Source organism: Streptomyces sp. NBC_01288, assembly GCF_035982055.1.
Lineage (GTDB): Bacteria > Actinomycetota > Actinomycetes > Streptomycetales > Streptomycetaceae > Streptomyces.
In genome coordinates, this window is the sequence record NZ_CP108427.1 from 1,411,189 (window position 1) to 1,432,578 (window position 21,390).

Sequence of the window (21,390 nt, forward strand, 5' to 3'; positions counted from 1 at the left end):
GCCGCTCACTTCAGCCTGCTCGACGCGAGGATCGACACCAGGTGCAGCAGGGTCTGGAGCAGCGCGATGCCGGCCAGTACGGCGACGCCGAGCCGCGAGTAGAACAGGTCGCCGCGCATCTGGTCCACGATCGCCAGGACCAGGATCAGCAGGGTCGCCTCGATGCCGAGGATCAGCCGGTGGAACTTGAAGGCGGCGGCGGCCCTACGCGCCAACGCCATCCCGGAGGACCGCATCTCGGCCGCGGACTCCTGGACCGGTGCCTTGCCGGTCTGGTGGCGGGCCACCCCGACCAGGTCGGTCTCGGCCTTGATGAGGATCGCGCCGAGCGCGGCCAGCGTCCCGAGGAACGCCCACAGCCAGTCGATACGGCCGCTGCCGAACAGGTCGGCGGCGCGCAGCCCGAAGCCGACCAGCACGGCTGCGTCGGTGAGATAGGCGCCGACGCGGTCGAGGTAGACCCCGGCAAGGGAATACTGCTTGCGCCAGCGGGCGATCTCGCCGTCGACGCAGTCCAGCAGCAGATACATCTGGACGCACACCACGCCGAGCACGGCGCCCGTGATCCCCGGCACCAGCAGCGCCGGGGCGGCGAGCACCCCGAAGACGGTCATCAGGTACGTGAGCTGGTTGGGCGAGACCCTGGTGTTCACCAGGTAGCGGTCCACCCGCAGGGACACCTCACGCATGTAGAGGCGTCCCATCCAGTGCTCACCGCTGCGCCGGTCCTTCACCCCTGCGGGGTGGACGACGGGACGGAGTTCAGCTACCGATGGCCTTGACATAGTCGGCGTAGTTGTCCTTGATCTGGTCGGTTTTCAGGTCGAGGTGTTCGAGGATGGTGTAGCGGCCGGGACGGGTCTCCGGAGCGAACTCCACGGCGCGGACGAACTCGTCCACCGTGAAGCCGATCTCCTCCGGCAGCACCGGAAGTCCGTGCCGGCGCAGCACCTCGGCCATGTAGGCCGATTCCTCGTGGGCTCCGCGCAGGTACATCGCGAAGGCCGCGCCCAGTCCGCACTGCTCGCCGTGGGCGGCCGCGCGTTTGGGGAAGAGCAGGTCGAAGGCGTGATTGATCTCGTGGCAGGCGCCGGAGGACGGGCGCGAGTCACCCGACACCGACATGGCGATACCGCTGAGGACGAGCGCCTCGGCGAGCACCTGGAGGAAGGCGTTGTCGCCGACCCCGCCCGGGTGCCGCAGCACGGCTTCGCCCGCCTGCCGGGCCATGGCCGCGGCGAGACCGTCGATCTTCTCGCCCTTGACGCGGTTGGCCAGCTCCCAGTCCGCGATCGCGGAGATGTTGGAGATCGCGTCCCCGATGCCGGCCCGCACGAAGCGGACCGGTGCCTCGCGGATGACGTCGAGGTCGATGACGACGGCGATCGGGTTCGGTACGCCGTAGGAGCCGCGGCCCGCGTCGTTGTCGAGGGTCGCGACCGGCGAGCACAGGCCGTCGTGCGCGAGGTTCGTCGGTACGGCGACCAGGGGCAGGCCGATGCGCGCCGCGGCGAACTTGGCGCAGTCGATGATCTTGCCGCCGCCGAGACCCACGACCGCGTCGTAGTGACCGGCCTTCATGTCGCCGGCCAGCTGGATCGCGTCGTCGAGGGTGCCGCCGCCGACCTCGTACCAGGTGGCGCCGGGCAGGCTCGGTTCGAGGCGCGCGCGCAGCCGGGCACCGGAGCCGCCGCTGACGGCGATCGCGAGCTTGCCCGAGTGCGAGATGCGTTCGTCGGCGAGGACACCGGCCAGGTCGTCGAGGGCACCCGGGCGGATGTCGACGACGACCGGCGAGGGGATCAGCCGGGTCAGTACAGGCACGCGATCTCACGCCCCTTGGCCAGATCCTCGTGGTTGTCGATCTCGACCCACTTGATGTCGCCGATCGGGGCCACGTCGATCCGGAAGCCGCGGTTCACGAGCTCCTGGTAGCCGTGCTCGTAGAACTGCTGCGGGTCGGTCTCCCACACTGTCTTGAGCGCGTCGGCCAGCTCGGACATGGCGTCGCCCTCGATGAGGGTGACGCCGATGTACTCACCGGTGGCCTCGGCGGGGTCCATCAGCTTGGTGATCTTCGTCATGCCCTTGGCGGGGTCGACGACGACCTTCATCTCCTCGTCCGCGAGGGACTTGACGGTGTCGAGGGCGAGGATGATCTTCTTGCCCTCGCCGCGGGCCGCGAGCAGCGTGTGCTCGACGGAGACCGGGTGGACGGTGTCGCCGTTGGCGAGGATCACGCCGTCCTTGAGGGCGTCGCGTCCGCACCACAGGGAGTAGGCGTTGTTCCACTCCTCGGCCTTGTCGTTGTCGATGAGGGTGAGCTTGAGGCCGTACTTCGCCTCAAGGGCCGCCTTGCGCTCGTACACGGCTTCCTTGCGGTAGCCGACGATGATCGCGACCTCGGTCAGACCGATCTCGGCGAAGTTGCCGAGGGTCAGGTCCAGGACCGTGGGTTCGCCCTCTATGCCCGCGGGCCCCACCGGCACCAGAGCCTTGGGAAGGCTGTCGGTGTAGGGGCGCAGACGCCGTCCGGCGCCGGCCGCCAGCACGAGGCCGATCATGCGGGTTCTCCTTCATCGTGTACGGCGGGTGCCCCTGCGGACACCCAGAAGCGGATGCTCTCGACGAGCACCAGCAGGGCCACGGCCACGGCGAGGACCGTGAGCGCGACCGTGAACTGCGACGCGGTGAGCGCGGCGGCGAGAACGGTGACGAGCAGCGTCCGCCCCTCGTGCCCCCCTATGGCGCGCACCAGCCAGGCCGGGGACGCCCCGGCGTTGCCGCGGATGCGGTACACCGTGTCGTAGTGATGGTAGGCGACGGCGGCCACCAGTCCGAAAGCCGCCGGAAGCGCTCCGTTTACCTCTGCTTTAGCCGCGAGGACGAGGACGGTGCAGTATTCCGCCGCCCGGAAGAGCGGGGGGATCAGCCAGTCGAGGGCGCCCTTGAGGGGGCGGGACAGGGCCTGGCCGGCGGCGACCGCGTAGACGAAGGCGCCCGCCACGGGGGCCCAGGTGACGCCGGAGAAGAGGGACACGGCGAGGACGGCCGTACCGGCGAGCGCGATCAGGAACGGTGCGCCGAGGCGGGCGGGGTTCACCCGGGCCACGAACGTAGCGATCGGCCCGTTGTCCGCGAGGTCCGCCAGTGCCCCGGCCGCCCGGTCCGTCCGCGTCGCCCTGCGGGTCAGCGAGCGCAGCACCCGGCCCGCCGTGGTGTACGTCGCCGCGAAGGCACAGCCGACGAGGAGGGCGTAGAAGGTGATGCGGGGAGTCGTCGCGGCCGTGAGGACGGCGATCATCGCCCATCGTTCGCCGATGGGCAGCACTATCATCCGGCGCACCCAGACCGTCCAGCCGACGCTGTCGAGCTTGTCGGAGAGGGCGGCGGTGGGGCTGGTGTTGGCGGTGGCGTCGTGGTTGGCCTCGGTGAAGGAGAAGTCCACGACGTGCCGGCAGGTCTGAAGGATCATCGCGCCGAGCGCGAGTGCCCACACGTCGTCGCCGCTCCGGGCCGCGCCCAGTGCGAGGCCGGCGTAGTAGGCGTACTCCTTGGCGCGGTCGAAGGTGGCGTCGAGCCAGGCGCCGAGCGTCGAGTACTGGAGGGCGTAGCGGGCGATCTGTCCGTCGACGCAGTCGAGGACGAAGGAGCAGAGGAGCAGGACGCCGGCCACGACGTAGCCGCCGCGGGTGCCGGTGGCCGCGCTGCCCGCCGCGATGAGCGCGGTGAGCAGGGACGCGGTGGTGACCTGGTTCGGGGTGAGGCCGCGGCGGGCGCACCAGCGCGCGATGTAGCGGGAGTACGGGCTGATGAAGTGCGTGGTGAAGAAGCCGTCGCGGGACTTCACGGCCGACTTCAGGCGTACGGCCTCGTCGTCGACGGCGGCCACGGCCTGACGTGCCTCGTTGCGGGTCTGCGGGTCGGTGGGGACGGTGGCGACGAGGCTGCCCAGCTCGGGGCGGTGCACGGCGCAGCCGTCGGCGCCGAGCGCGGTGACGACGCGGTCGGCGAGGTTGTCGAGGAGGGTCGTGCCGCCGCCGGCCGAGTGCTCGCGGGCCACCGCGCGGGTCAGCGCCTGGCGGCCGGCCGGCTGCGCGGTGACGGCGCCCGGTACCGCGGCGAGCGGGAAGCGGGGGTCGGTGAGGCCGAGGCGCAGCGCGTGCGGGTGGCCGACGAAGCGGGCGTCCACGACGGCGACCCGCTGGTCACCGGGGACCGCGGCGAGGAGCGTCTCCGCCTCGGTGGTGTCGGCGGCGGTCCGGACGTCGAAGCCGAGCGACCGCAGATCGCCCTCGATCGACGATCCGGGGACCGGCTGACCGGTGAGGATGGCGGTCGGCAACCGAACTCACTCCCTGGGTCCGACGCTCGGGCGCCGGTCATGTGCATGGTGGTGGCGCCCTTCGGGTGGCACCCGGGCGGCATGTCGGCAGAGGCTATCGGATGCTCTCAAGCCCGTGTTCACCGGCCGTTCATGGCCTGATCAACACGGTCTGCCGGCGCCTCCGCCGAGATCATCATCGGGGATTCGGGGCCCGCCCGACAAACCGCACCCGTCAGACCGGGCATCGCGGGACATTGCGGAGGCCCTCACCGTATCGACATAGGGTGAATGCCCATGACCTGGCTGATCACCGGCGGAGCCGGATACATCGGGGCCCATGTGGCACGGGCGATGACGGACGCCGGGGAGCGCGTCGTCGCCTTGGACGACCTCTCCGCGGCAAACCCCGCACGCCTTCCCACGACCGTCCCGCTCGTCCACGGCTCCTCCCTGGACGGCGACCTCCTGAAGCGGGTGTTCGCCGAGCACGAGGTGACCGGGGTCGTGCATCTCGCGGCGCGCAAGCAGGTCGCCGAGTCCGTGGCGCGGCCGACGTACTACTACCGGGAGAACGTCGGCGGCCTGGCGACCCTCCTGGACGCGGTCGCCGGCGCGGGCATCGAGCGGTTCGTGTTCTCGTCCTCGGCGGCGGTCTACGGCGACCCGGGCGTCGACCTGATCACCGAGGACACCCCGTGCGCGCCGGTGAACCCGTACGGCGAGACCAAGCTCACCGGCGAGTGGCTGGTCCGGGCGGCGGGCGCGGCGCACGGTATCGACACGGTGTGCCTGCGCTACTTCAACGTGGCGGGCGCGGCGGCGCCGGAGCTGGCCGACACCGGGGTCTTCAACATCGTCCCCATGGTCTTCGACCGGCTCACCCGTGACGAGGCCCCGCGGATCTTCGGCGACGACTATCCGACCCCGGACGGCACCTGCGTCCGCGACTACATCCACGTCGCCGATCTCGCCGAGGCCCATCTCGCGGCGGCCCGGCGACTGTCCGACGGCGGTGCGAGCGGCGATCTGACGGTCAACATCGGCCGCGGGCAAGGGGTTTCGGTGCGCGAGCTGGTCACCGTGATCGGCGAGGTCACCGGGGACCCGCGGCCGGCCGTCGTCGAAGGACGGCGTCCCGGGGACGCGCCGCGCGCGGTCGCCTCCGCCGAGCGGGCCGCCGTGGAGCTGGGGTGGACGGCTCGGCTCGGGGTGCGGGAGATGGTCGACTCGGCATGGCAAGGGTGGCGGCTGCACCACACCGTCTGAACTTAGGCTGCCCTGACCTGCGATTTGTTTGCGCAGGTCAGGGCACATGACAACGGTGTTCAGTGCCGCGTTGCCCGATACCCCCCACCCGTAGTTCACTGAGGTCCCGGGCAGTAATCAGGAGGGCGGCTTTTCATGGGGGCAGGGCACGACCACGGGCATTCTCACGGCGCTCCCGTCACCGGTACGGCGGCGGCCGCGTACCAGGGCAGGCTGCGGATCGCGCTCGGGATCACGATCACCGTCATGGTGGTCGAGGTCGTCGGCGGACTGCTCGCGGACTCCCTCGCGCTCATCGCGGACGCGGCCCACATGGCGACGGACGCGCTGGGCCTCGGCATGGCGCTGCTCGCGATCCACTTCGCGAACCGGCCGGCCGTAGGCAACCGCACCTTCGGCTTCGCCCGCGCGGAGATCCTCGCCGCGCTCGCCAACTGCCTGCTGCTGCTCGGCGTCGGCGGCTACGTCCTGTACGAGGCGGTCCAGCGGTTCGTCACGCCGGCCGACACCGAGGGCGGGCTGACCATCGTGTTCGGCCTGATCGGCCTGGTCGCGAACATGATCTCCCTCACGCTGCTGGTGCGCGGCCAGAAGGACAGCCTGAACGTGCGGGGCGCGTTCCTGGAGGTCGCCGCGGACGCGCTGGGCTCCCTGGCGGTGATCATCTCGGCCGTGGTGATCCTGACCACCGGCTGGCAGGCCGCCGACCCGATCGCCTCGCTCGCCATCGGCCTGATGATCGTGCCGCGCACCCTGAAGCTGCTGCGCGAGACCCTGGACGTGCTGCTGGAGTCGGCCCCCAAGGACGTCGACATGCAGGACGTGCGCGCCCACATCCTGGCCCTGGACGGGGTCGAGGACGTCCACGATCTGCACGCCTGGACGATCACCTCGGGCATGCCGGTGCTCTCCGCGCACGTGGTCGTCCGCTCGGACGTGCTGAACGCCATCGGCAACGAGAAGATGCTCCACGAACTCCAGGGCTGCCTCGGCGACCACTTCGACGTGGAGCACTGCACCTTCCAGCTGGAGCCCCGCGGCCACGCGGAGCACGAGGCGAAGTTGTGCCACTGAGGCGGCCATGAGGTTCCCGCCGCGGCTTCCGCGCTGCCAGGCGCGCTGACAGAGATCGACCGTTTTCGACGGCGTGCGGCCCGCCGCCGCGCGCCCGCGTCCTCACTCCCGCGCCCCACCCCCCGACGATTCCGCCGTCGCCGCGCCGGGCACGATGAACTGCCGGGAGTGCCGGATTCGTACGGCAGACTTGGCCTTGAGGACCGATGTGAAGGATGGGTATGCCGACCACACCTGCCACCGCGACGCACAACTCGTCGAACGGCACCGCTGACGCGATCTTGCTCGAACTGGTCGACGAGAGCGGCGTGACGATCGGCACCGCCGAGAAGCTCACCGCCCATCAGCCGCCGGGGCAGCTGCACCGCGCCTTCTCCGTCTTCCTCTTCGACGAGCAGGGCCGGCTGCTGCTCCAGCAGCGGGCGCTCGGCAAGTACCACTCCCCCGGTGTGTGGTCCAACACCTGCTGCGGTCACCCCTACCCGGGCGAGGCGCCCTTCGCGGCGGCGGCCCGGCGGACGTTCGAGGAGCTGGGGGTGTCCCCGTCGCTGCTCGCGGAGGCGGGCACGGTGCGCTACAACCACCCGGACCCGGACTCGGGCCTGGTGGAGCAGGAGTACAACCACCTGTTCGTCGGCATGGTGCAGTCCCCGCTGCGGCCGGACCCGGAGGAGGTGGGCACGACCGCGTTCGTGACCCCCGCCGAGCTGGACGAACGGCACGCGAAGGACCCCTTCTCGTCCTGGTTCATGACGGTGCTGGACGCGGCCCGTCCGGCGGTCAGGGAGCTGACGGGCGCGTCCGCGGGCTGGTGAGCTCCTCGCCTACGACATCTGCGCGGGCTTGAGCGGCAGGGCGGCCCAGATCACCTTGCCGCCGCTCGCCGTGTGCTCGACGTCGCAGACGCCGCCCGCCTCCCGGGTCACCTCGCGCACCAACAGCAGTCCCCGGCCGCCGGTCTCGTCGTGGTCGGCCACCAGGGCGGTCGGGCGGTAGGGGTGGTTGTCCTCGACGGACACCCGCACCCACTCGGCGCCGACGGCCACCTCCACGGCAAGGGTCGGCGACAGCAGCACCGCGTGCCGGACCACGTTGGTGACCAGCTCGGAGACGATCAGCAACACCCCCTGCAACACCTCGTCCGAGAGGGGCACACCCTGCCGGAAGAGCAGGTCCCGTACGGCGTGCCGCGCCTGCGGGACGGAGGCGTCGACGGCGGAGGCGGTGAACCGCCAGACTCCCTCGTACGGCAGCGGGTCCGGCTGGGCGGGGGCCGGGACGGGATCCGGGGGATCGTCTCTGCCGCCTTCTGGGCGTGGGTCCGACCCACTCCCGTGGTTCTCCATCGTCCGGTCGCCACCCTTGCGCTCGATTGTCACCACCCGACGAGTGTTGGCGTGGACCCGCGCCACCCCGGATGACTGAACAGAAGTCAGCAGTTATCGGACGCTTTCCGATCGTTGCCGCACGGCCCGGTCGACTGTGGGATCGCCCCTGTCCGTCTCGTGCCGACTTCGCGAACTCTTCGGGTTGTACGTAGCATCCGGCGCATGGAGCCCCGTCTGCTGCACGACGTCACCGACTCGGTCGCCACGGTCGTCGTCCACCACCCCGGCAAGCGCAACGCGATGACCGCCGAGATGTGGCGCTCGCTGCCGCCGCTGCTCGACACCCTGGCCGCCGATCAGGGTGTACGGGCGCTCGTGCTGACCGGTGAGGGCGGGACGTTCTGTGCCGGGGCCGACATCTCGACGCTGCGGGAGTCCGCGGGTGAGGCACAGGGGCTGGCGGTGCTCGCGGAGGAGGCACTCGCGGCGTTCCCGAAGCCGACGTTGGCGGCGATCCGGGGTCATTGCGTGGGCGGCGGGGCACAGTTGGCGGCGGCCTGTGATCTGCGGTTCGCGGAGGAGGGCGCGCTGTTCGGGGTGACTCCGGCGAAGCTCGGGATCGTGTATCCGGCGTCCGCGACACGGCGGTTGGTGTCACTGGTGGGTCCCGGGGCCGCCAAGTACCTGTTGTTCTCCGGCGAGTTGATCGACGCGGAACGGGCGCTGCGCACCGGGTTCGTCGACGAGCTGCTGCCCGAGGGCGAACTCGCCAAGCGGGTCGCGGAGTTCACCCGGGTGCTGGCCTCCCGCTCGCAGTTGACGCAGGCGTCGGCGAAGGAGTTCGCCAACGGCCGTACGGACAGGGACGGTTACTGGGCGGAGCAGGTGCGCGGCAGCGGCGACACCGCGGAGGGCGTCGCCGCGTTCCTGGAGCGCCGGGCGCCGCGCTTCACCTGGACTGCTCCAGGGACTACTTCAGGATGAAGCGGCTGCTCGCGCGGAACCTCTCGACGAGGTGCGCGGGCGCCTTCTCCGGGGACCCCGCGTCGTAGGGCGGTTGCGGGTCGTACTCGGTCAACAGCTGTACGGCCTGGGCGTGTTCGTCGCCCGCGATCCGGCCGAGCAGGGTGAGCCCCATGTCGATGCCGGAGGAGACGCCGGCCGCGGTGACGTACTTGCCGTCGGTCACCACCCGCTCCCCCGTGGGTTCCGCGCCGAACTGCCTCAGGTGGTCCAGGGCGAGCCAGTGGGAGGTCGCGCGCCGGCCGTCGAGGAGTCCGGCCGCGGCCAGCAGCAGCGACCCGGTGCACACCGAGGTCGTCCAGGTGGTGGTGGCGTCGGCGGTGCGCAGCCAGTCCAGGAGGGTCTCGTTCTCCATCTGCGGGGTCTGGCCGGGGCCGCCCGGGACGACCACGATGTCGGGGGTCGGTACGTCGGCGAGGGTGCGGTCGGCGACGAGCGCCAGGTTTCCGGTTTCGTTGCGGACGGGGCCGGTCCGCTCGGCGACGAAGACGGTCTCCGAGTCCGGGAGGCGGCCGAGGGTCTCGTAGGGGCCCACGGCGTCCAGGGCGGTGAAGCGGTCGAAGAGGACGATGGCGATCTGCATCGGGGCCTTTCGTGTTCGGTGGATGCCGGATGCGGTTCAGGTGGTTCGGTGGTTCGATCGCTGCGGGGCGGTGGGGGCTGGTCGCGCGCCGCGGCGGAGCCGCAAATAGACCCAGCCCCGCGCCCCTGATGGGGCGCTGTCCTCATCCGGCGTTCAGCGAGCGGCCGGACGGAAGCGGCGGCGGTATTCCGCCGGGGACGTGGCGAGGGTCTTGAGGAAGGCTCGGCGCATGGACTCGGGGGTGCCGTAGCCGCTGGAGCGGGAGATCTGCTCGACGCCGTCGGCGGTGTCCTCCAGGAGGCGGCGGGCGTGTTCGAGGCGGACCCGGTCGACGTAGCGGCCGGGGGGCATGCCGGTCTCGGACTGGAACGCGCGGGCGAAGTGGCGGGGCGAGAGGCGGGCGCGGGCGGCGAGGGACTCGACGCTCAGATCGTCGTCGGGGTGCTCGGTGATCCACTGCTGGACCTCGCGAAGGGGCTCCCGCCGGGCCGTCTGGGCGGCGAGCTGGGCGCTGAACTGGGCCTGGTTCCCCGGCCGGCGCAGGAACACGACCAGGTGGCGGGCGATGGTCAGCGCCGTGTCCCGGCCCAGGTCCTCCTCGACCAGGGCGAGGGCGAGATCGATGCCCGAGGTGACACCGGCCGAGGTGGAGACGGGGCCGTCGCGGACGTAGATCGGGTCGGGGTCGACCTCGACGGCGGGATGGTCGCGGGCGAGTTTCGCGCAGTACGACCAGTGCGTGGTGGCCCGGCGACCGTCCAGGAGGCCCGCCTCCGCGAGCAGGATCGCCCCGGTGCACACGGAGACCAGGCGTTCGGCGCGCGGCCCGTGTGCGCGCAGCCAGGCGGTCACGCGCGGGTCCGGGCCGCGGGTGCCCGGGCCGCCGGGGACGAGGAGCGTGTGGGGGGCGGGCGCGTCGGCGAGGGACGAGTCCGGTACGACGGTCAGGCCGCTGGAGGTGCGCACCGGGCCGCCGTCCAGGGAGGCCGTACGGATGCGATAGGTCCCGGGGGCTTGCATTTCGGCGCCCGCGAAGACCTCCACGGGGCCGGTGACATCGAGGCTCTGCACGTCGTCGAAGAGGACCACCAGGACGGTTCGCATGCTCTCGATTCTTCGCGCTCCCCGCGATGGCCGCAATGACGGGTACCCCTCCTTTCCTGCCATCCGGTGCCCACCCCTGGAGCCCGTACCGACCAGTCGGTAACGTGGCCGTCATGACTACTGCCGCCGTCGATCCCCGTGCCGGGCGCCGCTGCTACAACGCGCTCAACTCCCTGCACTCCACGCTCTACTTCTCGCCCGACCTGGGGAAGGAGTTCGGCGCACTCGGAGTCACGCACCCCGGGGCCGTCAACTTCGCCGTACGGGCGGCGGCGATGGGGGCCGTCGGTCCCGGCACGGTGACGGCGACCTTCTACAACTACAAGTACGACCTCGTGGCCCGGCACGTGCCCGCCGTGTGGGAGACCGCCTCCCCGGAGCAGTGCCTCCACGCACGCGCGCGTGCCGTCGACGCGACCCTGCGGCGCCTGCTCGGCGAGGACGCGGTGGCCTCGGAGGAGATGGCGGAAGCCGCGCGGCTGGCGCTGCGGGCCGCCGAGGCGTGTGCGCGCCCCGCCCGGCCCCTGTACGCCGCCCACGCCGATCTGCCGGTCCCCGAGGAGCCGCACCTCGCCTGCTTCCACGCGGCCACGCTGCTGCGCGAACACCGCGGCGACGGTCACCTGGCCGCCCTGATGTCCGCCGGACTCGACGGCCTGGAGGCCGTGGTCACCCACACCGCGACCGGCAAGGGCATGACCCCGAAGTGGGTGTTCGGCACGCGCGGGTGGAACCAGGAGGAGTGGGACGCCGCTTCGGGACGGCTCCGGGAGCGCGGGTTGCTCGACGGGAACGGCGAGTTGACGGAGGCGGGGGTCGCGCTGCGCGCCGGGATCGAGGCGGAGACCGACCGGCTGGACCGGGCGCCGTACGAGCATCTGGGCGCCGAAGGGGTCGTACGTCTGACCGAACTGGCGACCGGGTTCGCGCGGCTCGCGCTCTCCGCCGGGGCGTTTCCGCGGGATCTGCTCGGCAAGAGCTAGCCACCGGACCCGCAGGACAGCGCCCTGATCCCCGACTGTCGGTGTCACCTGCCACAATTGCCGCGCAACCTCAGTGGAGAAGGCGGTACGGGCGTGACGACACCCCTCGTAGGGTCCATCGAAGGCAGGATCGCCGAGGAGCTCGGCGTACGGGAGCGGCAGGTGAAGGCTGCCGTCGAGCTGCTCGACGGCGGTTCGACGGTGCCCTTCATCGCCCGCTACCGCAAGGAAGCGACCGAGATGCTCGACGACGCGCAGCTGCGCACGCTCGAAGAGCGGCTGCGGTATCTGCGGGAGCTGGAGGAGCGGCGGACCTCGATCCTCGAATCGGTGCGCGAACAGGGCAAGCTCACCGAGGAGTTGGCGGCACAGATCCGGGCGGCGGAGACAAAAGCGCGCCTCGAGGACATCTATCTCCCCTACAAGCCCAAGCGGCGGACGAAAGCCCAGATCGCGCGCGAGGCCGGCCTGGAGCCGCTCGCGGAGGGCCTGTTGGGCGATCCGAGCGTGGAACCGCTGGCCGCGGCCGCCGCGTTCGTCGACGCCGACAAGGGTGTCGCCGATCCGCAGGCCGCCCTCGACGGCGCGCGAGCGATCCTCACCGAGCGGTTCTCGGAGGACGCCGACCTGATCGGCGGGCTGCGCGAGCGGATGTGGGGGCGTGGGCGTCTCGCCGCGAAGGTGCGGGACGGCAAGGAGGAGGCGGGCGCCAAGTTCGCCGACTACTTCGACTTCTCGGAGCCGTTCACCGCACTGCCCTCGCACCGCATCCTCGCGATGCTGCGCGGCGAGAAGGAGGACGTCCTCGATCTCGTCCTGGAGCCCGAGGAGGACACCGAGGGACCTTCGTCCTACGAGGGGATGGTCGCCCACCGCTTCCAGATCCTGGACCGGGGCCGTCCCGGCGACAAGTGGCTTCAGGACACGGTCCGTTGGGCCTGGCGCACCCGCATCCTCGTGCACCTCGGCATCGACCTGCGGCTGCGGCTGCGTACGGCGGCCGAGGACGAGGCGGTCAACGTCTTCGCCTCGAACCTGCGGGACCTGCTGCTCGCCGCCCCGGCCGGCACGCGCGCGACGCTGGGCCTGGACCCCGGTTTCCGTACGGGCGTGAAGGTCGCCGTCGTCGACGCCACCGGCAAGGTCGTCGCCACGGACGTGATCTACCCGCACGTCCCGGCCAACAAGTGGGACGACGCCCTCGCCAAGCTGGCCCGGCTCTCCGCGCAGCACTCGGTCGACCTGATCGCGATCGGCAACGGCACGGCGTCCCGCGAGACCGACAAGCTCGCCGGTGAACTCATCACCAAGCACCCGGAGTTGAACCTCACCAAGGTGATGGTGTCCGAGGCCGGCGCGTCCGTGTACTCGGCGTCCGCGTTCGCCTCGGCGGAACTGCCCGACATGGACGTGTCGTTGCGCGGCGCCGTCTCCATCGCGCGCCGACTCCAGGACCCGCTCGCCGAGTTGGTGAAGATCGACCCGAAGTCGATCGGTGTCGGCCAGTACCAGCACGACCTGTCCGAGGTGAAACTGTCGCGTTCGCTGGACGCGGTGGTCGAGGACTGTGTGAACGGCGTCGGCGTGGACGTCAACACGGCCTCCGCGCCGCTGCTTTCACGCGTCTCCGGCATCACCTCCGGCCTCGCCGAGAACATCGTCTCCCACCGTGACGCCAACGGTCCCTTCAAGTCGCGTACCCAGCTGAAGAACGTGGCGCGGCTCGGCCCGAAGGCTTACGAGCAGTGCGCGGGCTTCCTCCGCATCCGGGGTGGCGACGACCCGCTCGACTCCTCCAGCGTGCACCCCGAGGCGTATCCGGTGGTGCGGCGGATGGTGAAGACGGCGGGCAGCGAGGTCTCGTCGCTGATCGGCAACACGTCGGTGCTGCGCTCGCTGAAGCCGACCGAGTTCGTGGACGAGACGTTCGGTCTGCCCACCGTGACCGACATCCTCAAGGAGCTGGAGAAGCCGGGGCGTGACCCGCGGCCCGCGTTCAAGACGGCCACGTTCAAGGACGGCGTCGAGAAGATCTCCGACCTCGCCTCTGGGATGGTTCTGGAGGGCGTCGTCACGAACGTCGCCGCGTTCGGGGCGTTCATCGACGTCGGCGTCCACCAGGACGGTCTCGCCCACGTGTCCGCCCTGTCGAAGACGTTCGTCAAGGACCCGCGGGATGTGGTGAAGCCGGGTGACATCGTCAAGGTGAAGGTCCTCGACGTGGACATCCCCCGGAAGCGAATCTCCCTGACGCTGCGGCTGGACGACGAGGCGGTGGCCTCCGGCGGGGAGCGGGGACAGCAGGGTGGGGGTGCCCAGCGCGGGCAGCGGAGTGGCGGGCGTCCGCCGCAGCAGCGCCAGCAGCAACGGCAGGGTGGCCAGGGCGGTGGATCGCGGCAGGCGGCTCCGCCGCCGGGCAACAGTGCGATGGCCGATGCCCTGCGGAAGGCGGGGTTGCTGGACCCCGGCAAGAAGGGCAAGCGCTGACGGCTTCGCCGGTCAGGTTGTGGGGAGCTGCGGGCCGGCGGGGCTGGTCGCGCCCCGCGGCGGAGCCGCTAATAGACACGGCCCCGCGCCCCTACAGGGCGCGTAGCGCCCTGCGACAGACTGGGGGCATGATCTCACCGGACTTCAAGGACGACCTGCGCGTCATCCTCCAGGACGCCCGTGACACGTTGCTGTGGAAGCTCGAAGGGCTGTCGGAGTACGACATCCGGCGGCCCATGACGCCGACCGGCACCAATCTGCTGGGGCTGGTCAAGCATCTCGCCGGGGCCGAGGCGTTCTACTTCGGGACGGTCTTCGGACGCCCGGTCGACGGGCCGGAGTCGTGGATCGCGGGCGACGCCGAGCCGAACGCGGATCTGTGGGCGACCCCGGACGAGACGCGCGAGCAGATCGTCGGCGACTACCGGCGGATCTGCGCCCACTCCGACGCGACGATCGAGGCACTCCCTCTGGACGCGACCGGCCGCATACCCGGTGCAGGCGGCAACGAACTCACCCTGCACCGCACCCTCGTCCACATGACCTACGAAACGTCCCGGCACGCGGGCCACGCCGACGTCGTACGGGAACTCATCGACGGGGCGGTGGGGCAACGGGTCGGGGGCACCAACATGGCCCCTGGCGACGAGAATTGGTGGGCGAAGCACCGGGACAGAGTGGAGCGGGCCGCCCTTAAGGGGCGCGGGGCTGAGTCTATTTGCGGCTCCGCCGCGGGGCGCGACCAGCCCCCACTGCCCCGCAGTGAACGAACCACCTGAACCTCACCGCTACTCACCGCCGCTCCGTCACCTCCCCGTCCGCCACCTCCAACCGCCGAGTCACCTGAACCGCATCCAACATCCGCCGATCATGAGTGACCAGCAACAGCGTGCCCTCGTACGCATCGAGCGCCGACTCCAGTTGCTCGATGGCAGGCAGATCGAGGTGGTTGGTCGGTTCGTCCAGGACCAGGAGGTTCACGCCCCGACCCTGGAGAAGCGCGAGCGCGGAACGGGTCCGCTCACCCGGTGACAGCGTCCCCGCCTGCCGCATCACGTGATGCGCCTTGAGCCCGAACTTGGCCAGCAGCGTACGGACTTCGGCAGGCTCCGTATCCGGCACGGCCGCACAGAACGCGTCGAGCAGAGACTCCGTACCGTGGAACAGCTGACGGGCCTGGTCGACCTCCCCCACCAGAACACCCGAACCGAGCGCCGCATGGCCCGCGTCCAACGGAATACGGCCGAGCAGCGCACCGAGAAGCGTCGACTTGCCCGCACCGTTCGCACCGGTCACGGCAACCCGGTCCGCCCAGTCGATCTGGAGAGACACCGGCCCGAAGCTGAAGTCCCCCCGCCGTACCTCCGCGTCCCGCAGCGTCGCGACGACCGCACCCGAGCGCGGCGCGGACGCGATCTCCATCCGCAGGTCCCACTCCTTGCGGGGCTCGTCGACGACATCGAGGCGCTCGATCATCCGCTGCGTCTGCCGCGCCTTCGCCGCCTGCTTCTCGCTCGCCTCGCTGCGGAACTTGCGGCCGATCTTGTCGTTGTCGTTGTTCGCCTTGCGGCGGGCGTTCTTGACGCCCTTGTCCATCCAGCCGCGCTGCATCTGCGCCCGGTCCTGAAGCGCGGAGCGCTTGTCGGCGTACTCCTCGAAGTCGTCGCGGGCGTGCCGACGCGCCACGTCCCGCTCCTCCAGGTACGCCTCGTAGCCGCCGCCGTAGAGGTTGATCTGGTTCTGGGCCAGGTCGAGTTCGAGGACCTTGGTGACCGTGCGGGTGAGGAACTCGCGGTCGTGCGACACGACGACCGTGCCCGCGCGCAGGCCGGAGACGAAGCGTTCGAGGCGCTCCAGGCCGTCGAGGTCCAGGTCGTTGGTGGGCTCGTCGAGGAGGAAGACGTCATAGCGGGAGAGGAGCAGGGAGGCCAGGCCCGCGCGGGCCGCCTGGCCGCCGGACAGGGACGTCATCGGCTGGTCGAGGTCGATGGCGAGGCCGAGTGTGTCGGCGATCTCCTCGGCCCGCTCGTCGAGGTCCGCGCCGCCGAGGTCGAGCCAGCGCTCCAGGCTCGTCGAGTACGCGTCGTCGGCGCCGGGTGCCCCGTCGACCAGTGCCTGCGTGGCCTCGTCCATGGTCCGCTGGGCCTCGGCGACCCCCGTGCGACGCGCGAGGAACGCGCGCACGCTCTCGCCCGGGCGCCGGTCCGGTTCCTGCGGGAGGTGGCCTACGGTCGCTGCCGGCGGGGAGAGGCGCAGTTCGCCCTCCTCGGGGGCGAGGAGCCCGGCGAGCATCTTGAGCAGGGTGGACTTGCCCGCGCCGTTGGCACCGACAAGGCCGATCACATCGCCGGGGGCGACGACGAGGTCGAGCCCGGTGAAGAGGGCGCGGTCGCCGTGTCCGGCGGCGAGATTCTTGGCGACGAGAGTGGCAGTCATCAGACCGCCGATCCTAATCTGTCCCCTTCGCCGCCCGCGCCGCGGTTCTTCTCCGTCTCTTCTCCGTCCGCGCCGCGGTTTTCAGCGCGCCATCGCCTCCACCAGCACGCTCCCGGTCGTCCGGGCCACGACGAAGGACTCGCCCTTGACCGCCTTCGCGTCCAGGGCGATGTGGTGGCGGCCGGGTTCCAGGACACCGTCGAAGACGTCCTGTGTGTGGCCGCGGTACAGACGGTCGAGACGGTACGCCGTGACGCGCACCCGGCACGGCGAGGTGACCTCGATGCCCGCCTCGCCGTCGGCGGCGACCAGGCGGGTCAGCCGGTGCTGGTCGGCGGGGCGGCGGTCCAGGGCGTGTTCGATCTGGGCGACGAGGAGCGGGACGATGGGGGCGAGGCCGTCGACGTAGGTCGCGTCGACCCCGGCGCGGTCGAACGCGGCCCGTACGGCGGCCCGTTCGGCCTGGGTGACGGCCCGGCCGAAGGCCACGGCACCATAGCCGCGGAGTTCGTCGGCGGGGACGTGGGTCGCGTCGCCGGTGATGTCGGCGCCGATGCCGATGGCGCGCAGGGCGGCGGCGAGTCTGTTCAGGACGGCCACGCGGGCGCCGATCAGCAGGACCCGGCGTTTGGCGACCGGGGGCTCGGTGCCGTCGATGAGGGAGTCGAGGGCCGCGCGGTACTCGGCTCCGGCGAAGCGGAAGGGACCTATGCCGTGGTAGCCGTTGCGCTCCAGGTCGGCGTGTTCGTCGGTCTGCCAGGCGAAGTCGCGCCAGATGAAGTCGGCGCCGTCCTGCTGAATGACGGCGGTGACGGCGCCGCAGGCCAGGTCCTCGCACTCGGGGCAGCCGTAGATGACGTGGCGGCCGCCCTTCAGGGGTGGGTCCGTCTCCATCAGGAGGCTGCGGACCTGGGCGGTGAAGATCGCGGGCGGGACGTCGGAGGCGAGCGGGGAGACGGCGTCCAGGTCGGTGAGCTGGAACAGCAGCGGGCGGCCGTCGACGATGAAGTCGACGAAGTCGCGGTGCACCTGGTAGCCGCCGTCCGCGAGGACTTCACCGGCGCGCATCGCCGGTGCGAGGCCGAAGGCGGCGTATTCGGCAGACATGTTGTGAGTATCCCCAGCATGAGGGGATCTGAGCGCTGCATGGCATATTCCGCTACCGTCCGCGCATGGAGAGCGCGAAGAGTGGTGATGTGATCGTGGTCGGCGGGGGCGTCATCGGGTTGACGACGGCCGTCGTGCTGGCGGAGCGCGGTGCCCGGGTGCGGGTGTGGACGCGGGAGCCTGTCGAGCTGACGACCTCGGCGGTCGCGGGCGCGCTGTGGTGGCCGTACCGGATCGATCCGGAGGCGCTCGTCGGTGAGTGGGCGCTCCAATCGCTCGTCGTGTACGAGGAGTTGGCGGCGCGGCCCGAGGAGACGGGCGTACGCATGGTCGAGGGCGTACAGGGTGAGACCCGGCTGGACGAGCTGGGACCCTGGGCGGCCCAGGTGCCTGGGTTGCGGCCGGCGCTGGCCGAGGAGTACGCGGGCGGCGGGCTGTGGGCGCGGTTGCCGTTGATCGACATGCCGGCCCATCTGCCGTGGCTGCGCGAGCGGTTCCTGGAGCTGGGCGGGACCGTCGAGGAGCAGTCTGTGGTGGACCTCACAGAGGTGCCGGCGGCCGTCGTCGTCAACTGCACGGGACTGGACTCCCTGGACCTCGTGCCCGACCCCTCGGTACGGCCGGTGCGCGGGCAGTTGGTCGTCGTGGAGAACCCCGGGATCACGACCTGGCTGACGTCCGTCGACCACTCGGCCGACACCTCCACGTACTTCTTCCCGCAGCCGAGCGGCCTGATCCTGGGCGGCACGGCCGAGGAGGACGCCTGGTCGATGACACCCGACCCCGCGGTCGCCGAGGCGATCATCGCCCGCTGCGCGGCGATCCGCCCGGAGATCGCCGAGGCGCGCGTACTGGAACACCGGGTGGGGTTGCGGCCCACGCGGCCCTCGGTGCGGCTGGAGCGTGAAGTCCTGCGGGACGGGCGGGTGTTGGTGCACAACTACGGTCACGGTGGGGCGGGGATCACGGTGGCGTGGGGGTGTGCGCGGGAGGCGGCGGAGTTGGCGGGATCGGGAGCGGCCTGAGGAGTTCGGCCGCGTGTTCCGGTTCGCGGGAGGGAGTGGGCTGCGGGGTGCGGCCATCTCACCGGGCCTGCGCAGGGAGTTGGCTGCGGAGTTCGGCCGCCTCGCCGGGCCTGTGCGGGAGCGGGCTGAAGGGTTCGGCCACCTTTCTCAGCCTGGGCGACCTGGGCGACCCGGGGATTGCGACCGCCCCACCCAGCCTGCGCCAGGGAGCGGGCCGCAGAGTTCGGCCACCTCACCGGGCCTGCGCTACAGGGGACGACCTGAGGAACTCGGCCGCCCTGCCAGGCCTGCGCGACGGAGCGGGTTGGGGAGTTCGGCCGCCTTTCCCTGCCTGGGCGACCTGGGTATTTCGACCGCCTCGCCCCGCCTGCGCGACAGGGGCGGGGTGAGGAGTTCGGCCGCCCCACCCCACCAACCAGACAGGGGCGGCGGAGTCCACTCACTCCGCCGCCCCCGTCGAGCCGACCAGCCGACCAGCCGTCAATCCGCGGTCAGTTGCCCGGTACCCGCTGTGCGGAGCGCGGTGCGCGTACGCCGTCGAGGGTCTCGGTGTCGGATGGGACGGGCTTGCTGCCTGCCGTGGCCTTCGTGAACGCCGGTGCGCCGCCGACCAACGGGAGTTGGGCAGCGGTGCGGGACAGGTTCAGGGTGAGGGTCGGGGTGGTGGACGGGGGGTCGATGAGGTCCTTGTCCGTGCCCGCGACGATCAGGGCGAGGCGGTGTCCGGCCGGGACGACGTGGTCGGTCGCCGCCAGGTCGAGGGTGATGGTGTAGGCCTTGCCCGGGGTGAGCGGTACGCCCTTCGTGGCGGAGGCGTAGTGGCCGAGGTCGGCCCAGCCGCGGCTGAAGACGGTGTAGTCGACTGCCGTGGTCTTGGCCTGGGTTGCCAGGAAGCATGCGCTGTCGCCGGCCGTGCTCTCGCCCCAGCAGGTGCGGTTCGTGAGCGTGGTGATGCCCTCGGCCGAGTCGGCGTAGTCCCGGATCGTGTCGGGGCCGACATCGACAAGTACGGCCGACAGATGGGCCGTTGAGGTCGTGGGCGTCGCGGTGATCGTCACCTTCGAGGAGCCCGACAGGCGCAGGTCCTTCGTGAGCGGCCCGGTGACGAAACCGGCCTTGTCCGCGGTCGACTTGTCGATCGCGGCCGCCCAGTCGGTCTCGCTCTCCTGCGGGTTGTCGGTGAACGTCTCGGTGCCCGCGCCGGTGCCGAGGCCGAGCGTGCCGACGCCCGCCTGGGTGCCCTGCGCCGGGTGGAGGGTGGTCGTCGCGGTGCCGCTCGGCGGCCAGGTCGCCGACGTGACCCACTGGTCGGGGTGGCGTTCGACGTCGGCCATCGGCCGGCGGTCGATTCCGTTGTCGTAGCCGAGGAGTTCGTGGTCGAACCAGCGGTGCAGGGTGTCCACGAAGTCCGCGCGACGGTAGTCGAAGGGGTCGACGTGGCCGGTCTGGGAGAGCCAGATCTTGCGCTCGACGCCGTTCTTCGCGAGGGCGTCCCACCACTGGCCGAAGTTCTTGGTGCGGACGTTGAGGTCCTGCATGCCGTGCACGAGGAACACGCTGGCCTTGACCTTGCTCGCGTCCTTCACGTAGTCGCGCTCGGTCCACAGCGGGGTCCAGTCGCCGGTGCGCGGGGCGCCGTCGACGAGTTTCTTCTGTACGGCCGCGCACTTGGCCTGCGCGTCGGGGCTCTCGACGGCGTTGGACAGCCAGTCGGGGCCGGAGTCGTAGAGCGGGGCGCCCTGGGCGAAGTAGTAGTCGTACCAGGAGGAGATGGAGCTGATCGGGACGATCGTCTTCAGGCCCTTCACGCCGGTGGCGGCGACGCCGTTGGCGATGGTGCCGTCCCAGCTCTTCCCGATCATCCCGGTGTTGCCGTTGGTCCAACTCGCCTGCGAGCGAACGGTTCCGGTGCGTGTCGTGTACGCCTTGGCGCGTCCGTTGAGCCAGTCGACGACAGCCTTCGCGGACTGGATGTCGGAGCGGCCGCCGACGTCGACGCAGCCGTCGGAGCGGTTGGTGCCGGCGAGGTCGACGCCGACGAAGGCGTAGCCGCGGGGCACGAAGTAGTTGTCGTAGAAGAGCGGCATCTGGACAACGTTGCCGCTCGCGTCGTACGTCTTCAGCTGGCTCTCGTTGCCGCGGCCGCAGCAGGAGAAGTAGGGGCTGGCGTCCATGATGACGGGGACTTTGCGGCCCTGGCGGGCGGGTTCGCTCGGCCGGACGATGTCGACGGCGACCCGGTCGGTCCTTCCGTCGCCGTCGCCGTCCAGTCCGGTGTCCACCCAGACGGCCTCGCGGACGGCCTTCGCGTAGGAGTAGACGGGTTGGCTCTCCTGTGGGGCGCTCTGGGCCGCTGTCGGGGTGAGGAAGGCGGCCAGGAGGGCGGCGATCGCCGCGGTCGCGAGCGATCTCCAGATCGTGAAGCGCGTGCGTTTCGGCATGCGCGGACGGTACATCGGTCAACTCCCGTGCCGGAAGAGGCACTCGGGGTGGTTCGCGGGGTCATGACGGCCGAATGGCGATCGTGTGACAGGAGGTGCCGTGGACAGGCGTGGTGCCACAGGGAGTGAATAGGCTCCGTACAGACTTCGTGGACCGACCCCTACGGCTCTTCGACCTTCGTGGACCCCCACGGCTCTCCGAACTT

The 21,390-nt window shown here is 71.0% G+C and carries 18 protein-coding genes; 8 read left to right on the top strand and 10 right to left on the bottom strand.

Annotated elements, in window-relative coordinates:
* Positions 1–5 precede the first annotated feature (5 nt).
* Genes OG194_RS06285 through OG194_RS06300 form a run of 4 tightly spaced genes read right to left on the bottom strand, consistent with a single transcriptional unit; the run spans position 6 to position 4,345 of the window.
* Entirely contained in the window at positions 6–785 is a 780-nt protein-coding gene (locus OG194_RS06285) for a CDP-alcohol phosphatidyltransferase family protein (RefSeq protein ID WP_317773644.1), read from the bottom strand.
* Complete coding sequence (locus tag OG194_RS06290) at positions 763–1,824, bottom strand: iron-containing alcohol dehydrogenase family protein (RefSeq protein WP_327399844.1); 1,062 nt, start codon at positions 1,822–1,824, stop codon at positions 763–765. The genes OG194_RS06285 and OG194_RS06290 overlap by 23 nt, the downstream gene beginning before the upstream one ends.
* Positions 1,812–2,564, bottom strand: a complete 753-nt coding sequence (locus OG194_RS06295; protein ID WP_327399845.1) for a phosphocholine cytidylyltransferase family protein — start codon at positions 2,562–2,564, stop codon at positions 1,812–1,814. The genes OG194_RS06290 and OG194_RS06295 overlap by 13 nt, the downstream gene beginning before the upstream one ends.
* Entirely contained in the window at positions 2,561–4,345 is a 1,785-nt protein-coding gene (locus OG194_RS06300; protein WP_327399846.1) for a DUF5941 domain-containing protein, read from the bottom strand. Before OG194_RS06300 ends, OG194_RS06295 begins: the two co-directional genes overlap by 4 nt.
* Before the next feature lie 276 nt (positions 4,346–4,621).
* Between OG194_RS06300 and galE the strand changes: the two genes are divergently transcribed.
* From galE to idi, 3 genes are all read left to right on the top strand, one after another.
* Complete coding sequence (gene galE / locus OG194_RS06305) at positions 4,622–5,593, top strand: UDP-glucose 4-epimerase GalE (RefSeq protein WP_327399847.1); 972 nt, start codon at positions 4,622–4,624, stop codon at positions 5,591–5,593.
* Positions 5,594–5,728: 135 nt separating this feature from the next.
* Positions 5,729–6,667, top strand: coding sequence for a cation diffusion facilitator family transporter (locus OG194_RS06310; RefSeq protein WP_327399848.1), 939 nt, complete (start codon positions 5,729–5,731; stop codon positions 6,665–6,667).
* Between the two features lie 221 nt (positions 6,668–6,888).
* Entirely contained in the window at positions 6,889–7,482 is a 594-nt protein-coding gene (gene idi, locus OG194_RS06315) for an isopentenyl-diphosphate Delta-isomerase (protein WP_327399849.1), read from the top strand.
* A 9-nt stretch (positions 7,483–7,491) separates the two neighbouring features.
* On the opposite strand, the gene OG194_RS06320 is transcribed toward idi, so the two are convergent.
* Positions 7,492–8,013, bottom strand: coding sequence for an ATP-binding protein (locus OG194_RS06320; RefSeq protein WP_327406994.1), 522 nt, complete (start codon positions 8,011–8,013; stop codon positions 7,492–7,494).
* A gap of 204 nt (positions 8,014–8,217) precedes the next feature.
* Here OG194_RS06320 and OG194_RS06325 point away from each other — a divergent pair, with 204 nt between their 5' ends.
* On the top strand, positions 8,218–8,979 hold the full coding sequence (locus tag OG194_RS06325; protein WP_327399850.1) for an enoyl-CoA hydratase/isomerase family protein: 762 nt from the start codon (positions 8,218–8,220) through the stop codon (positions 8,977–8,979).
* On the opposite strand, the gene OG194_RS06330 is transcribed toward OG194_RS06325, so the two are convergent.
* Together OG194_RS06330 and OG194_RS06335 are read right to left on the bottom strand one after the other, a co-directional pair.
* Entirely contained in the window at positions 8,966–9,601 is a 636-nt protein-coding gene (locus OG194_RS06330; RefSeq protein WP_327399851.1) for a DJ-1/PfpI family protein, read from the bottom strand. The genes OG194_RS06325 and OG194_RS06330 overlap by 14 nt on opposite strands.
* Positions 9,602–9,754: 153 nt before the next feature.
* The gene (locus tag OG194_RS06335) at positions 9,755–10,705 is read right to left on the bottom strand and encodes a GlxA family transcriptional regulator (protein ID WP_327399852.1); all 951 of its coding nucleotides are present in this window, start codon (positions 10,703–10,705) and stop codon (positions 9,755–9,757) included.
* Positions 10,706–10,818: 113 nt separating this feature from the next.
* Between OG194_RS06335 and OG194_RS06340 the strand changes: the two genes are divergently transcribed.
* The 3 genes from OG194_RS06340 to OG194_RS06350 all read left to right on the top strand — a co-directional run bounded on the left by OG194_RS06340 (position 10,819) and on the right by OG194_RS06350 (position 14,954).
* Positions 10,819–11,688 carry an SCO6745 family protein gene (locus tag OG194_RS06340; protein WP_327399853.1) on the top strand — a complete coding sequence of 290 codons (870 nt, stop codon included), beginning with the start codon at positions 10,819–10,821 and terminating at the stop codon, positions 11,686–11,688.
* A 93-nt stretch (positions 11,689–11,781) separates the two neighbouring features.
* Entirely contained in the window at positions 11,782–14,175 is a 2,394-nt protein-coding gene (locus tag OG194_RS06345; RefSeq protein ID WP_327399854.1) for a Tex family protein, read from the top strand.
* Positions 14,176–14,303: 128 nt separating this feature from the next.
* Positions 14,304–14,954: a DinB family protein gene (locus OG194_RS06350; protein ID WP_327399855.1), complete on the top strand. Its 651-nt coding sequence runs from the start codon at positions 14,304–14,306 to the stop codon at positions 14,952–14,954.
* A 13-nt stretch (positions 14,955–14,967) separates the two neighbouring features.
* Here the strand turns inward: OG194_RS06350 and OG194_RS06355 are convergent, their stop codons facing one another.
* Both OG194_RS06355 and OG194_RS06360 read right to left on the bottom strand, forming a co-directional pair.
* Positions 14,968–16,611 carry an ABC-F family ATP-binding cassette domain-containing protein gene (locus OG194_RS06355; protein WP_327399856.1) on the bottom strand — a complete coding sequence of 548 codons (1,644 nt, stop codon included), beginning with the start codon at positions 16,609–16,611 and terminating at the stop codon, positions 14,968–14,970.
* An 81-nt stretch (positions 16,612–16,692) separates the two neighbouring features.
* A complete protein-coding gene (locus OG194_RS06360; RefSeq protein ID WP_327399857.1) occupies positions 16,693–17,718 on the bottom strand; it encodes an oxidoreductase in 1,026 nt (341 codons plus the stop codon).
* Positions 17,719–17,783: 65 nt separating this feature from the next.
* Here OG194_RS06360 and OG194_RS06365 point away from each other — a divergent pair, with 65 nt between their 5' ends.
* Complete coding sequence (locus OG194_RS06365) at positions 17,784–18,743, top strand: FAD-dependent oxidoreductase (RefSeq protein WP_327399858.1); 960 nt, start codon at positions 17,784–17,786, stop codon at positions 18,741–18,743.
* Positions 18,744–19,234: 491 nt separating this feature from the next.
* Here the strand turns inward: OG194_RS06365 and OG194_RS06370 are convergent, their stop codons facing one another.
* The gene (locus OG194_RS06370) at positions 19,235–21,184 is read right to left on the bottom strand and encodes a Xaa-Pro dipeptidyl-peptidase (protein ID WP_327399859.1); all 1,950 of its coding nucleotides are present in this window, start codon (positions 21,182–21,184) and stop codon (positions 19,235–19,237) included.
* Between the last annotated feature and the right edge of the window lie 206 nt (positions 21,185–21,390).